Genomic DNA, 13,410 nt, shown 5'->3' with positions numbered 1-13,410 from the left:
GCCACCCGTTGCAGCCTGCCAGCTCGCGCCGACCCGGGACATGGTCCCTTGTCCGGTGTTGGCCGCCGGCCGGGTCAGGTCCGCGCCACCGATTCGACGGTGGTCCGCGACAACCGGACACCCGCCCTGACGCCAGGTGGCCAAGGCTGTCATTGCATCGCCAAGAATCGAAGTCTCGCTACCCGCGAGTACCCTTTACGGCTAACCTCGGACAATACTGCGCGGCGGGCAGGCGGAGCGATCCGGGGCCGGTGCGCAGCCGCAGCTGGTGGAGGAGGCCAAGGTGACGGTGGTACGGAACCCAAGCCTGCCGGTGGTCGACGACGGGCACCTTCTCTCCTGCCACCCGGCGACCGGTGCGCAGGTGGGCCGGGTCCCGATCGCCGACCGCGATCAGGTCGCGGCGGCGGTGGCGGCGGCCCGGACCGCCGCCGATTGGTGGGTCGGAATCGGCCACGCGCAACGCCGCCGCCGGCTGCTGCGCTGGCGGTCGCTGCTCGCCACCCGGATCACCGAACTCGCCGATCTGGTCAACCGGGAGTGTGGCAAACCGGTGGCCGAGGCGGTCGTCGAGATCGCCGCCGCGATCGAACACATCGACTGGGCGGCCCAGCACGCCAGGCGGGTGCTCGGGGTCCGGCGGACCCGCACCCGGCTGATCACCGCCGAGTTCAGCGGTCACCTGGAGTACCAACCGCTCGGAGTGATCGGGGTGATCGGCGCGTGGAACTACCCGGTGCTCATTCCGATCGGCCCGATCGCGTACGCGCTGGCCGCCGGCAACACGGTGGTCTTCAAACCCAGCGAGTACACCCCGGTGACCGGACAGTGGCTGGTCGACACGCTCACCGAGGCGGTCGGCGCGGAGTCGGTCCTGACGGCCGTACACGGGCTTGGCGACGTCGGCGACGCGTTGTGCCGGTCCGGCGTGGACAAGCTCTCGTTCACCGGCTCACCACGGACCGGCCGCCTGGTCATGGCGGCCTGCGCCGAGACACTCACCCCGGTGGTGATCGAGGCCGGCGGCAAGGACGCGATGATCGTCGACGACGACGCCGACATCGACGCGGCGGCGGAGGCCTGCGTCTGGGGAGCGATGACCAACGCCGGGCAGAGCTGTATCGGCATCGAGCGGGTGTACGCGCTGGCCCCGGTGTACGACGCGTTCGTCACCGCGGTGGTGGACCGGGCCGGCCGGCTGACTGTCGGTAGCGGGCCGAAGGACCAGGTCGGGCCGATCGCCGTGCCCGGCCAGCTCGACGTCATCCGACGGCACATCGAGGACTCGCTGGCCGCCGGTGGGCGGGCGGTGCTCGGCGGTGCCGCAGCGGTACAGCCGCCGTACGTGCATCCGACCGTACTGGTCGACGTGCCGCCCGACTGCGCCGCCGTCCGGGAGGAGACCTTCGGACCGACCGTCACGATCCACCGGGTCGAGACCATCGACGAGGCGATCACGGCGGCCAACGACACCCGCTACGGGCTGGGCGGCGCGGTCTTCGGCAAGCGGCGGGGGATCGCCGTCGCCCGCCGGATTCGCAGTGGAATGGTGTCGATCAACTCGGTGCTCACCTTCGTCGGGTTCAGTGAGCTGCCGTTCGGCGGAGTCGGCGAATCGGGTTTCGGCCGGGTGCACGGTGAAGACGGGCTGCGGGAGTTTACCCGGTCCAAGGCGATCACCCGCCGCAGGGCACCGTCGCTGCTGCCGACGATGACGTTCGAGCGGACCCCGACCGACGTGGCCCGCATCGTCAAGGTGATCAAGCTGCGGTACGGCCGCGACTGATCGCGGGTCAGCCGGCGATCGGCTGGTGCGCGCCGAGGCTGGCCTGGTCGGCGGCGGTGGTGCCGGCGATCCACCCGGCCCGGTTGTGACCGGCGATCGACCGGCTGGTCACCGTCGGGAAGAGCCGCTCGGTGGCCCGGTCCACCTGCTCGTCGCGGGCCGCCAGCACCGGCACCAGCGCGGTGCCGGTCCGCGCGGCCGCCTCTCGACCGACGTCGTCGGCGGCGGTACGCAACCGCTGCCCGATCCGCACCGCGTACGCCTCCAGGAAGGACTGGCGGAACGACCGGGTGGTCGACTGCCCGCCCCGGCCACGCTGCGGGCCGTTGCGCAGCATCGCCGCGGTGGCCTGTACCAGCAGCGAGGTGTGCAGCAACTCAACCGACTCGCAGTCGGCGGCGAACCCGACGACGGTGGCGAAGCCGAGATTGTTGGACCACACCGACCGGCAGCCGTTCGCCTCGGCGACCTGCTGCAGCAGCAACGCCTTGGCCTGCTCGTACGGTGCTTCCAGACCGATCCGGACGGCCACCGGGTCGACCTGTGGCCCGCCGGCACCGGTCTGCTGCGCGACGAGCAGCGCATGGTCGATGCGGTGCCGGGTCATCAGCTCCTGGGCCTTGGCCGACAGCGCTTCGGCCTCCTCCGCGAATTCGGTCGACTCGGCCTTGGCCAGCAGCGCCCGGATCCGGCCGAGCTGACGCTCGTCCACATCGTCCGTCCCGGCCGCCCCGGAGGGTGCGGCGGGGGTCGGCCGCCGACGCTGCTGCGTCCCGTCGTCACCGGGGCGGACCGTGCCGGGCAGCGGGGCCACCAGCTCCAGTCTCGGCAGGCCGATCAGCAGCCCGGCCACTCGCACCGCGAGCAGCACGGCAGCGGTCCGGTCCAGCTTGACTCCGGCCGCCCAGGCGGTCAGCCGGTGGTCGGGCCGAGCAGCACCCCACACGTCGAGGTCGAGATCACGCAGCTGGCGGTGCCAGCGGTCGGCGACCGTCGCCGGCGCGTACCCGCGCAGCTGCGCCGCGACGTACCCGGCGGTCAGGCTCACCGCCCGCTTGCCGAGCTCGCGGCCGGCCACCCGCAGCACGTCGGCCGGCATCCAGCCGTGGCCCCACAGCCCGGCGGCCACCTGCCGCAACGCCTCGTCTACCGCCTGGTCCACCAGCCGGCCGTCGGCTGCGACCAGCGCGGCCACGCACTCGTCGAGGTCGTCCGGTCGGTCGGCCGTCGCCATTCGGGCCGCCCGGCGCAGCAGCTCGTCGACCCGCTGCGCCTCGGTCGGTGGCTGGTAGAAACCGAACCCGTCGGGGTACGCCGCGCCGGCGGCCTGCGCCCGTTGGCGTTGCCGCTGCTCCCTGGCTTTCTTCTTGGCGGCTCGACGTTGCTGGTTGCGCACACCCATCGGGGAACTCCAGAAGCTCGGTGTCGGAGCTGGTCAAAGTTCGGAGCTGGTCAAAGTTCGGTGCTGGTCCGAAGGTTGCTGCTGGTCGAAAGTTGACGGTGGTCAGAACAGGGTGAGCTCGTCCCGCTCGATGCCCCGCAACTTGTCGTAGTCGACCACCACGCACCGGATGCCGCGGTCTTCGGCCAGCACCCGGGCCTGCGGTTTGATTTCCTGTGCCGCGAAGATGCCGGTCACCGGCGCCAGCAGTGGGTCTCGGTTGAGCAGTTCGAGGTAGCGGGTCAGCTGCTCGACACCGTCGATCTCGCCCCGACGCTTCACCTCGACCGCGACGCTCGCCGCGCCGTCGCGACAGAGCAGGTCCACCGGGCCGATCGCCGTCATGTACTCCCGCCGCACCAGGGTGAAATCGTCACCGAAGGTGGTCGGGTTGGCGGCGAGCAGTTCCTGGAGATGCGCCTCCACCCCGTCCTTGCGCAGACCGGGGTCGACACCCAGGTCGTACGACATCTCCTGGAGAATCTCCTCCAGGGTGATCCGCAGCTCCTCGCCGGCCTTGTTGACCACCCGCCACATGCCCGGCGTCTCCTCCAGCCGGCACGGCGGGCTCATCCAGTTCAGCGGCTTGTACGCCCGATCGTCGGCGTGAATCGAGACCGATCCGTCCGCTTTGACCATCAACAGCCGGGTGGCCGGCGGCAGATGCGCCGAGAGTCGACCGACGTAGTCCACCGAGCATCGAGCAATCACCAGCCGCACCCGACGAGGGTAGCGCCAGCGGTGCCCGCGTACCGCGCAGGGCTGGCGCGGCGGTGCGATCCTGGTGACGTGTTCGAACTGCTGACCGGGACCGGGCTGGCCTCATCCGCGGGGCTCAACGCCTACATCCCGCTGCTGACCGTCGGCGTGCTCGCCCGCTACACCAGCCTGATCACGCTGCCGGACGGCTGGCAGTGGATGTCCGACGAATGGGTGCTGGGCATCCTCGCCGTCCTGCTGGTTGTCGAGGTCGTCGCCGACAAGGTGCCGGTCGTCGACCACGTCAACGACGTGGTGCAGACGGTCGTCCGGCCGACCGCCGGCGGGCTGGCGTTCGGAGCGGGGTCGGCGTCGGAGACGGTGACGGTCAGCGACCCCGGAGGGTTCTTCTCCTCGGACCAGTGGGTTCCGGTGCTGGTCGGCGTGCTGATCGCGCTCGGCATACATCTACTCAAGGCGACCGCCCGACCGGTGATCAACACCGCCACCGCCGGGATCGGCGCGCCGGTGGCGAGCACTGCCGAGGACGCGACCAGCGTGGTGATGTCGGTCGTCGCGATCCTGCTGCCCGTCCTGGTGCTGGTCTTCCTGGTGGCATTGCTGATCGGCGGGCCGCTGCTGATCCGCCGGGCCCGGCAGCGCCGCCGGGATCGGCAGGCGGCCCGGGCCGCCGGATACCGGGTCTGACCGGACATCCCGGGCCGCGCATCGCATCGCCTCACCGCCAGCGGAACAAGCGGGCCGCCAGGGCACCGACCACCGCCAGGTAGCTGACCATCACCAGCAGGTGCAGCGGACGAACCGCCTGCCCGGCCCAGCTGGCCTGCAAGGCCTGGCTCAGTGCGCCGAGCGGGGTGAGGTCGCTCAACCGGCGGATCGTCTCGGGCATCATCGGCCCCGGGGTCCACACCCCGGCGAAGAACAACATCGGGAAGTAGACCAGCATGCCGATGGCGTTCGCCGCCCGCCCGGTCGACGCCAGCGCCGCGATCAGCAACCCGACCGTGAAGGTGGCCGCCCCGCCCAGCAGGAACACACCGAGGAAGCTAACCGGATGCTCGGGCAGCGGCACCCGGAACGTGACCGCCGCCGCGGCGACGGCCAGACCGACCGCGAGCGTCGTCGCGGCCACCGAGACCAGCAGCTGGGCACCGAGCAGCTTCGCCGGGCGTACCGGGGTGGTGGCCATCCGGCGCAGCACCCCGCGTTCCCGGTACCCGGCCACGGTCGTGGGCAGGGTGGTGATCGCGACGGTGGCGACCGCCATCGCGACCACCACCGGCAGATAGATGTCGATCGGCCGCAGCCCGGCGAGCTCCGCCACCGGGGTACGGAAACCTGGCATCACCCCACCCAGCACGACGACCAGCAGCATCGGGAAGGCCAGCGACATCACGATCGCCGCCGGGTCCCGCAGGAACAGTTTGGCCTCCATCACGGTGAGCCGGCGCAGCGCGGTCACCGGTCACCTCCGGTGAGGGCGAGGAACGCGTCGTCCAACGTCGCCTGCTGCAGGCGCAGCTCGCGCGGCGTGACGCCGTGCCGGGACAGCGCCGCCGCGACGGCGAAGAACAGCTCCGCACCGCCGTCGACAACGACCTCACGACCTTCGATGGTCACGGCGGTAACCTGCGGCAGCTCGGCCAGCAGGGCGAGGTCGAGCGGTCGGTCCGGGACGAACCGGATCCGCTGCCCGCTGTCGACGCTGGCGGCCAGCCCGGCCGGGGTGTCGAGGGCGACCACCCGGCCGGCGTCGATCACCGCGACCCGGTCGCAGAGCCGCTCCGCCTCCTCCATCAGGTGCGTGACCAGCACCAAAGTGACGCCCCGGTTGCGGACCGATTCGACAAGTCCCCAGGTGTCCCGGCGGGCCGCCGGGTCCAGCCCGGTGGTCAACTCGTCGAGGAACGCCACCTTCGGGTCGCCGACCAGGGCCAGGGCGACGGACAGGCGCTGCTTCTGCCCGCCGGAGAGCTGGCCGAAGCGGGCGTCGTGCCGAGCGGACAGGCCGAGCAGGTCGAGCAGCTCCCGCCAGTCGGCCGGCTGCCGGTAGAAGGAGCTGTAGAGCTCCAGCGCCTCCCACACCTTGATCCGCTCCGGTAGCTGGCTTTCCTGCAGCTGCGCCCCGAGTCGCTGGCGCAGCCGCGCGCCGTCGCGTTGCGGGTCCAGGCCGAGCACCCGTACGGTGCCCCGGTCCGGCCGGCGCAGCCCGAGCGCGCACTCCACAGTGGTGGTCTTGCCGGCACCGTTACGGCCGAGGATCCCGAAAATCTCCCCCTCATCGACGGTGAACGACACGTCGTCCACCGCGATCAGGTCGCCGTACCGCTTGTGCAGCTGCTCGATCTCGATGACGGACATGGCGTCGCTCCTCAGCTCTCCTCAGCCGGAGATCTTCTTCAGTGGCAGCCGGCGGACCAGCAGCCAGGTGACGGCACCGGCGACCAGCAGGGTCAGCAGCGCGATCGCCGTTCCGGTGCCAGCGTGTGCCTCGTCGTCAAGGCCGAGCATCCGGGCGAGGCCGAACCCGGTCCATTCGGTACGGAAGCCGATCTCGACGACGAACGCCGGCAGCAGCACCACTGGCAGCAGCAACGTCCCCCACCACGGATTGAGCAGGTGGTAGACGATCGCGGTCAGTACCCCGGCCGCCATGTAGCCCAGGTTGACCAGGCTGTACTCCAGCCAGATCGCGGCGGCGTCGCCTGCCGAACCGACCAGGTACGGCTCGGTGAGCCCGTCGAGCAGACCGAAGACGTCGAGGGTCAGGTATTCGAGGCCGAAGCCGAGCGTCGTCAGGGTGGAGAAACCGAGGGCGTACGGCACGAGGAAGCCCCAGGAGCCAATCAGCGCGTCCCGCCGGGTGACGCCGTGGGCGACGAACATCGGCAGGTAGGTGCCGACGGCGATGATGCCGAACACGAAGGTGAACCAACGCGGTGCCTGCAGGCCCATGTTCTGCCACATGCTCGCTTCGACCGTGCCGAACCGGGCGATCAGGCCGACGACCACGGCCCAGACCAGGTAGATGATCGTCCAGTACCACCCGGCCAGCGGCAGCGACCGGCGCAGCAGCGTACGGGTGACCTTCCAGGCGGTGGCGTTCATCGCCGGGCCTCCTTGTCCGTGGTGTCCGCCGTGAGGTGTACGAACAGGTCCTGCAGCCCGATCGGGCCGAGCTCCAGGCCGGCGGCGCGGGCGGCGGCCCGGTCGCCGTCGTCGACGGCCCCGAAGACGGTGGTGGACCGGGTGCCGCCGAGCTGCTGGCTGCCGAGCACGGTGCGTCCGGTGACGAACGCGTCGACGGCGGCGGCCGGGCCGGTCACTGCCGTCCCCCGGGCCCGCAGCGTCTCGGTCTCCTCGTGGGCGACCAGCCGACCCCGGTGCAGCACCACCACCTCCTCGAACAGCGACCCGACCTCCTCGATCAGGTGGGTGGAGAGCACGATGGTGCGCGGGTGCGCGAGGTAGTCGTTGAGCAGTTCCTCGTAAAAGGCGTACCGGCTGGGTGCGTCGAGGCCGAGGTAGGCCTCGTCGAAGATGGTCAGCGGTGCCCGGGCGGCCAGCCCGAGGGTGACGCTGAGCGCCGACTTCATGCCCCGGCTCAGCCCGTTGAGCCGCTTGCGCATCGGCAGGTCGAACCGCTCGACCAGACGGGCGGCGTAGTCGGCGTCCCAGTTGGGCCGCAGTGTCGCGGCGAGGTCCAGGATGCAGCTGACCCGGTCGGTGTCCTGGGCGTCAACCCGGTCCCGGACGAACGTGATCTGCGACATGATCGCCGCGTTCTCGAACGGGTCGGCGCCGCCGATGCGCGCCGTGCCGCTGGTGGCGGCCCGGAAGGCGGACAGTACGGCGAGCAGGCTGGTCTTGCCGGAGCCGTTGCGGCCGAGCAGTCCGTAGATCTTGCCCGGGACGAGAGTGAGGTCGAGCGAGTCGACGGCGACGGTGTCGCCGTAGCGGACGGTGAGATTGCGGGTCTCGATGCCCAGGCCGGTCACTGGTGTTCCCCTCCTGCTGTGTGTTGAATGCGGGCGACGACCTCGGTCAACGGGATGCCGATGATCCGGGCCTCGGTGACCATCGGGTCGACGACCTCGGTGAAGAACCGGTCGCGGCGTTGGCCGCGCAGCGTCTCGCGGGCGTTGGGGCTGACGAACATCCCGATGCCCCGCTTCTTGAACAGCACGCCCTCGTCGATGAGCTGGTGGAAGCCCTTGGCGGCGGTGGCGGGGTTGATCCGGTAGTAGCTGGCGTACTGGTTGGTGGACATGACCTGCTCGCCCTCCTGCAGCGCCCCGCTCAGGATGTCGTTTTTGATCTTGTCGGCTATCTGCTGATAGATCGGACTTCGATCATCGAACACGGGAGCACCTCTGGTTCACTGGTTCATTACTCGTGTAATGAACCGTAGCACCGGCGAACCAACCCAGTCCAGCCCGCCAGCGGTGTCCGTCACCACCACGACACCCGGGCGCCTTCCCCCGCACGGCAGGGGCGATAGTTGACGCCATGAGCGACAAGGCGGCGGACGCGCCGGCCATCGAGGTACGCGGGCTGCGCAAGATGTACGCCGGGACACCGGCGGTGGACGGGGTCGACCTGACCGTGCGGCGCGGCGAGGTGTTCGCTCTGCTCGGCCCGAACGGCGCTGGCAAGACCACCACCGTCGAGATCCTGGAGGGCTACCGCCGCCGCGACGCCGGCGAGGTGCGGGTGCTCGGCGTCGACCCCGACCCTGGTACGCCGCAGTGGCGCTCCCGGATCGGCATCGTGCTGCAGGGCACCGGCGAGTTCGACGAACTGACCGTCGCCGAGGTGGTCGGCCACTTCGCCGCCTTCTACCCGGCACCGGACGACCCGGCGGCGGTGATCGACCGGGTCGGCCTCGCCGGCAAGGCCCGCGCCCGCACCCACACGCTGTCCGGCGGGCAGAAGCGTCGCCTCGACGTGGCGCTCGGCATCGTCGGCCGACCGGAGCTGCTCTTCCTCGACGAGCCGACCACCGGCTTCGACCCGGAGGCCCGCCGTGAGTTCTGGGAGCTGATCCGGTCACTCGCCGGTGCCGGCACCACCATCCTGCTGACCACCCACTACCTGGACGAGGCCGAAGCCCTCGCCGACCGGGTCGGGGTGATCGCCGCCGGTCGGCTCGTCGAGGTGGCACCCCCGGCCGAGCTGGGTGGTCGGCGGGACGCCCTGGCCACCGTCTCCTGGCGTACCGCCGACGGGACGGCGCGTCGCGAGGAGAGCGCCACGCCAACGAAGCTGGTCGCCGAGCTGGCCGCGCGCTTCGACGGTGAGGTGCCCGGTCTGACCGTCACCCGGCCCACCCTGGAAGACGTCTACCTGCGGATGATTGGACACAAGTGAACGCGACCACCGGCGGCACAGCCGGCGCTGTGACCTCTCCAGCGGCCGGCGCCCCCGGCGCCTCGGCGGCCGTCACCCGGGTCGGGCCGGCGCGGTTGGGGCTGCGGCAGGGCAAGTTGGAGATCCGGCAGTTCATGCGCAGCCGCGAGTCGGTCGTCTTCACGATGGCCTTCCCGGTCATCATGATCCTGATCTTCGCGTCGATCTTCACCGGCGAGATCACCGACGGCGTACGGTTCACCCAGTACTTCATCACCGGCATGATCGCCACCGGACTGATGACCGTCGGCTTCCAGAGCCTGGCCATCCAGATCCCGATCGAGCGGGACCGGGGTGTGCTCAAGCGGCTGCGCGGCACCCCGATGCCGAAATGGGTCTACTTCGCCGGCAAGGTCATCATGGTGGCGGTGATCGGCTTCGCCGAAACGGTGCTCCTGCTGGCCGTCGCCACCCTGCTGTTCGACCTGCAACTTCCGGACACGGCGTTCAAGTGGTTCACCCTGGGGTGGGTGTCGGTGCTCGGCATCACCGCCTGCACGCTGTGCGGCATCGCCTTCTCGTCGCTGGCGCGCAGCGGTCGCAGCGCCTCGGCGGTGGCCACCCCGGTGTCGCTGGTGCTGCAGTTCACCTCCGGCGTCTTCTTCGTCTTCACCGCGCTGCCCGGCTGGATGCAGCAGATCGCCGCGCTGTTCCCGCTCAAATGGATGTGCCAGGGGCTGCGCTCGGTCTTCCTGCCGGAGGCCTTCGGCACCCAGGAGCCAGGCGGCTCGTTCGAGCTGGGCATGGTCGCGCTGGTGCTGGCCATCTGGTGCGTCATCGGCCTGGTGCTCTGCCTGACCACGTTCCGCTGGACCACCAAACGCGACGGCTGACTCCCTCTGGGCCCGAGGTGCTCGCCCAAAGCTTGATGCCTCAGGTGCATCTTGATGCACCTGAGGCATCAAGCTAAACCGGTACCACCAACCCCGCGAGGCGACACGACCGCCGACACCTGGCCGTGGTCGAGGACCACGACGGAATGGGACCACGGTCGGCTCACCGTCCGGCGTTCACGAAAGCGACGATCTCGTCGAGCCCAGGACGGTAGCCGTCGTTGGTGTCCACTTCGATCTCGGGTACGTCGAGTCGGACGGGCTGGAAGCCGTGGTGGCCGACGGTATGGGTCTGATGGTCACCGAGGTACGTATCGGCGTGGGCGCGCCGGGTTGCGTTTTCGTTCTGCCGCCGCTGGACGCGGTCGAAGGCCGTCTGCGCGGCGACCCGGCAGTGCACCACCCGGATGTCGGCGATTCCGATCAACGGCTGCAGGCCCGGCCGCCACAGGCGGTCCTGGAAAGCCGCCTCGGTGACCGTGGTGACCCCAGCGGTCAGCAGCAGTCGCAGCACGTTGAAGAAGGTGGGCAGGGTTCGAAGGGTCAGCTCGTCGCTCGGTGCGGCGATGATGCCGCCGGCAGTGTGGACCATGCCCTCCTTGATCTCGTCGCGGCAGATCGCCGGGCAGCCGATCCGCCGGGCGAGCAGGTGGGCAAGCGTCGTCTTGCCAGCCCCGGGTGGTCCGCTGATGACGACAAGGGTCGGCTTTGTTTCCACCACGTCGTTATAGCGCGGCGGCCGGTGCACGGGCAGGGACGGCCCTGAGTAGTCGGCCCTGAGTAGTCATAGTCATCTACGGCCAGAAATATCCCCGCCAACTGGCCACCAGCGAAGACCGAACTGGCCACCGACACACCGCCGGCTGACGCGGATGATCATCCGCGCCCTGCCGAACGCTATCGAGGTGAGGCCTACGCACGTTATCTTCGCGTTTTAACGTGCGTAGGCCTCACCTGATCATGAACTACGGCCGCCCGAGCCACCCCTGTCCGCCCAACGCCGACACGCAGTCACTTTGGTTCGGCCACGAACACGCCGACTCCTTCGAGGGTCTCGGTCAGCCCGGTGGCACGGAGGATCATCATCGCCTTGCCGACGACGGTGTCCGAGACGTCGTACTCGCGGCAGAGCTGTGAGCGGCTGGGCAGCTTTGTGCCCGGTGGCCACTCGCCAGACTCAATCTTCGCTCGTAGCTCGTCGGCAAGAACTTGGTACTGCTGCTTGGGCATACACACTCCCCGGATGGCATGCCCATTTGATCACGCTTCTACCTCCGACCTCAACCAGTTGCACGTTGCTCGTTGACCTACAACCGGTGGCGATTGTAGGTTGATGGCGAACGCCCCCGGATGGCTCTTGGGGCGGTCACCTCCGGTCGGGGCGTGTAGCGAGTCACGCCGTTGGGCGTCCCGGCCCCGAAGGTTCGCCCTGGTCGCCGTACCGCCGAGGAGGGCTGCGGTGATCGGGGTGGGGGTGGCCCCGCCGGCATCGGCAAGCGGCAGGGCCACCCCGTCCACCCACCAACAACACCCAGATGAGCGGAACCACCAGCGGCAGCAGCGAGCAATGGGGAGGAACACGAGATGCGTGAACTGTGGCGCCGGTGGCAGGTCCGCCGGCAACGACGCACCATGGCCGCCACACCACCGGCCGCCTGGCCCGCCGGCAGCGCCACCGGCGTCTACCGGACACCCGGCAGCCCCGCCGGCCACAATCAGCGCGGGTCGGCGTACCGGCCGATCCGGCCCTGGCAGGTCCGCAGCCACCGCTTCCCGACGGTCCCCCGGCGCGGCGGCGGCCGAGGCCTGGACCCCAGCGAGGACGCCGCGTTCCTCGACCGCGTCGCCCACGATCTTGGCGTCGTGTACGCCGAGCTCGAACGCACCTGGGAGCAGAACGACCGGATCAAGGACGCGCTGCGCCGCTGGCAGTCCGCGCAGGCGACGCCCACCCGGCACGGCGTCTACCAGGCCGGCGCGCGCCGGTGACCGGGTCGACGCCGGTCGCCGGCAGCGGTGGCGGTCCGGCGCTGACCGTACGGACCGCCACCGCCGCCGACGTCGAGCCCCTGGCAGAGTTGCTGGCACAGGCGTGCGTACTGGACCCGGTTGTGTCCTGGCTGATCAGCGACCACGCGTTGCGGTACCTGACGATGCACCGGTTCTTCACCGCCGAGCTGGAGTACGCCGTACGGCACGGCATCGTCGACGTGGTCGGGCACTGCGACGGCGTGGCGATCTGGTACCCGCACCCGGCAGACCGGCTCCTGGCGGCGGAACATCAGCGGCGCCGGTTGCGGGCCTGCGGTGACCGGCACGGCCCGTACGCGCACTACACCTTCACCGCCGGCCGCCTGGAACCGACCGGCCGACACCACCATCTGGCGTTCCTGGCGGCGGCACCCTGGCTACGCCGCCAGGGAATCGGGTCGACGCTGCTCGCCGCGCATCATGCCCGGCTGGACCGGATCAGCATGCCGGCGGTGGTCGAGGCGAGCAGCCAGCGGCAGCGGGCGTTCCACGAACGCCACGGCTACCGCGTCGTACGGGTGGCGCACCTGCCGGCCGGCGGGCCGCCGCTGTGGGCCATGCGCCGCTCCGGCGACCCGGTCGACCAACCACCCCTGGCGGCGGCGCTGCGCGTCGGCTGAGCCGGTGCGACTGCTACGGACGGTAGACATCCGCTCGGTGGTCGATGCGGGTGACATGCACTGTCCGGTTGTCCTCGTCGATTCGGTAGACCACCCGGTAAGGGCCGCGCCGTGCCGAGTGATAGCCGGTCAGCTCGCGGGTCAACGGCTTGCCGACCACGTACGGCCTTTCCAGTAGCAGGCCGGTCAGGAACTGACCGACGGCCATCGCGACGGCCAGCGGCAGGCCGACAGGTGGTCCCTCGGTCAGGGCTCGCCGGGCAGCGGGCGCTACGGAGAGTCGGCACGCCTCGTCGCTCACTGCTGTTCGCGCTCCGCGCGGTCAGCAAGCTGGCGCAGTAGTTCGTCAGCGTCGACGCCGTGGCCAGCGGCGCGCGGGCCTTCACCCCCGGCCTGAAGGCCGGAGCACTGGCCCGCATTCCGGTAGCTGGCGTCGAGGATGCTCCTATAGATGTCAAGCTGCTAGTTCAAGATCTTTTGAGGTGATGAGCTGGTAAAGCTCGCGCGCGACGTAGCGCTTGAGGCAGCGGATGATCTCTTTCTTGGACAGGCCTTCCTTGGTGCGCTGCT

16 protein-coding genes and 1 pseudogene are annotated in these 13,410 nt (G+C 70.1%); 6 read left to right on the top strand and 11 right to left on the bottom strand.

The features are described from left to right. Positions 1–283 precede the first annotated feature (283 nt). Positions 284–1,786, top strand: a complete 1,503-nt coding sequence (locus ACXAHD_RS05600) for an aldehyde dehydrogenase family protein (protein WP_281551346.1) — start codon at positions 284–286, stop codon at positions 1,784–1,786. Positions 1,787–1,793: 7 nt separating this feature from the next. On the opposite strand, the gene ACXAHD_RS05595 is transcribed toward ACXAHD_RS05600, so the two are convergent. Both ACXAHD_RS05595 and nucS read right to left on the bottom strand, forming a co-directional pair. Then, a complete protein-coding gene (locus tag ACXAHD_RS05595; protein WP_281551347.1) occupies positions 1,794–3,188 on the bottom strand; it encodes a DUF2786 domain-containing protein in 1,395 nt (464 codons plus the stop codon). A 102-nt stretch (positions 3,189–3,290) separates the two neighbouring features. Further along, complete coding sequence (gene nucS, locus ACXAHD_RS05590; protein WP_278171154.1) at positions 3,291–3,947, bottom strand: endonuclease NucS; 657 nt, start codon at positions 3,945–3,947, stop codon at positions 3,291–3,293. A 69-nt stretch (positions 3,948–4,016) separates the two neighbouring features. Here nucS and ACXAHD_RS05585 point away from each other — a divergent pair, with 69 nt between their 5' ends. After that, positions 4,017–4,634, top strand: a complete 618-nt coding sequence (locus ACXAHD_RS05585; RefSeq protein ID WP_281551348.1) for a DUF4126 domain-containing protein — start codon at positions 4,017–4,019, stop codon at positions 4,632–4,634. A 31-nt stretch (positions 4,635–4,665) separates the two neighbouring features. On the opposite strand, the gene ACXAHD_RS05580 is transcribed toward ACXAHD_RS05585, so the two are convergent. The 5 genes from ACXAHD_RS05580 to ACXAHD_RS05560 are packed head-to-tail and all read right to left on the bottom strand — an operon-like array spanning position 4,666 to position 8,310. Then, positions 4,666–5,409 (bottom strand): ABC transporter permease, encoded by a 744-nt coding sequence (locus tag ACXAHD_RS05580; protein ID WP_289213522.1) that lies wholly within the window; start codon positions 5,407–5,409, stop codon positions 4,666–4,668. Beyond that, positions 5,406–6,308, bottom strand: a complete 903-nt coding sequence (locus ACXAHD_RS05575; protein WP_289213523.1) for an ABC transporter ATP-binding protein — start codon at positions 6,306–6,308, stop codon at positions 5,406–5,408. The genes ACXAHD_RS05580 and ACXAHD_RS05575 overlap by 4 nt, the downstream gene beginning before the upstream one ends. A gap of 21 nt (positions 6,309–6,329) precedes the next feature. Then, positions 6,330–7,055 (bottom strand): hypothetical protein, encoded by a 726-nt coding sequence (locus tag ACXAHD_RS05570; protein WP_281551351.1) that lies wholly within the window; start codon positions 7,053–7,055, stop codon positions 6,330–6,332. Further along, a complete protein-coding gene (locus tag ACXAHD_RS05565; RefSeq protein ID WP_475048993.1) occupies positions 7,052–7,945 on the bottom strand; it encodes an ATP-binding cassette domain-containing protein in 894 nt (297 codons plus the stop codon). Before ACXAHD_RS05565 ends, ACXAHD_RS05570 begins: the two co-directional genes overlap by 4 nt. Further along, entirely contained in the window at positions 7,942–8,310 is a 369-nt protein-coding gene (locus ACXAHD_RS05560) for a GntR family transcriptional regulator (RefSeq protein ID WP_475048991.1), read from the bottom strand. The genes ACXAHD_RS05565 and ACXAHD_RS05560 overlap by 4 nt, the downstream gene beginning before the upstream one ends. A gap of 146 nt (positions 8,311–8,456) precedes the next feature. On the opposite strand from ACXAHD_RS05560, the gene ACXAHD_RS05555 reads away from it, so the two are divergent. Both ACXAHD_RS05555 and ACXAHD_RS05550 read left to right on the top strand, forming a co-directional pair. After that, a complete protein-coding gene (locus ACXAHD_RS05555) occupies positions 8,457–9,317 on the top strand; it encodes an ABC transporter ATP-binding protein (RefSeq protein ID WP_475048988.1) in 861 nt (286 codons plus the stop codon). A 29-nt stretch (positions 9,318–9,346) separates the two neighbouring features. Beyond that, positions 9,347–10,189, top strand: a complete 843-nt coding sequence (locus ACXAHD_RS05550) for an ABC transporter permease (RefSeq protein WP_475048985.1) — start codon at positions 9,347–9,349, stop codon at positions 10,187–10,189. Positions 10,190–10,352: 163 nt separating this feature from the next. On the opposite strand, the gene ACXAHD_RS05545 is transcribed toward ACXAHD_RS05550, so the two are convergent. After that, the gene (locus ACXAHD_RS05545; RefSeq protein WP_475048982.1) at positions 10,353–10,907 is read right to left on the bottom strand and encodes a P-loop nucleotide/nucleoside kinase family protein; all 555 of its coding nucleotides are present in this window, start codon (positions 10,905–10,907) and stop codon (positions 10,353–10,355) included. Between the two features lie 293 nt (positions 10,908–11,200). Beyond that, a complete protein-coding gene (locus ACXAHD_RS05540) occupies positions 11,201–11,419 on the bottom strand; it encodes a winged helix-turn-helix domain-containing protein (protein WP_281551357.1) in 219 nt (72 codons plus the stop codon). A 354-nt stretch (positions 11,420–11,773) separates the two neighbouring features. On the opposite strand from ACXAHD_RS05540, the gene ACXAHD_RS05535 reads away from it, so the two are divergent. Together ACXAHD_RS05535 and ACXAHD_RS05530 are read left to right on the top strand one after the other, a co-directional pair. Continuing rightward, a complete protein-coding gene (locus tag ACXAHD_RS05535; protein ID WP_475048979.1) occupies positions 11,774–12,178 on the top strand; it encodes a DivIVA domain-containing protein in 405 nt (134 codons plus the stop codon). After that, on the top strand, positions 12,175–12,840 hold the full coding sequence (locus ACXAHD_RS05530) for a GNAT family N-acetyltransferase (RefSeq protein ID WP_289213528.1): 666 nt from the start codon (positions 12,175–12,177) through the stop codon (positions 12,838–12,840). The genes ACXAHD_RS05535 and ACXAHD_RS05530 overlap by 4 nt, the downstream gene beginning before the upstream one ends. Positions 12,841–12,853: 13 nt before the next feature. Here the strand turns inward: ACXAHD_RS05530 and ACXAHD_RS05525 are convergent, their stop codons facing one another. Together ACXAHD_RS05525 and ACXAHD_RS05520 are read right to left on the bottom strand one after the other, a co-directional pair. Further along, positions 12,854–13,141: a type II toxin-antitoxin system RelE family toxin gene (locus ACXAHD_RS05525; protein WP_281551360.1), complete on the bottom strand. Its 288-nt coding sequence runs from the start codon at positions 13,139–13,141 to the stop codon at positions 12,854–12,856. Between the two features lie 153 nt (positions 13,142–13,294). Then, a pseudogene (locus ACXAHD_RS05520) lies at positions 13,295–13,410 on the bottom strand (IS110 family transposase); the annotation flags it as partial.

This window comes from Micromonospora sp. ABR4_055, assembly GCF_056160425.1.
This window is presented reverse-complemented; position numbering and strand designations above follow the sequence as displayed.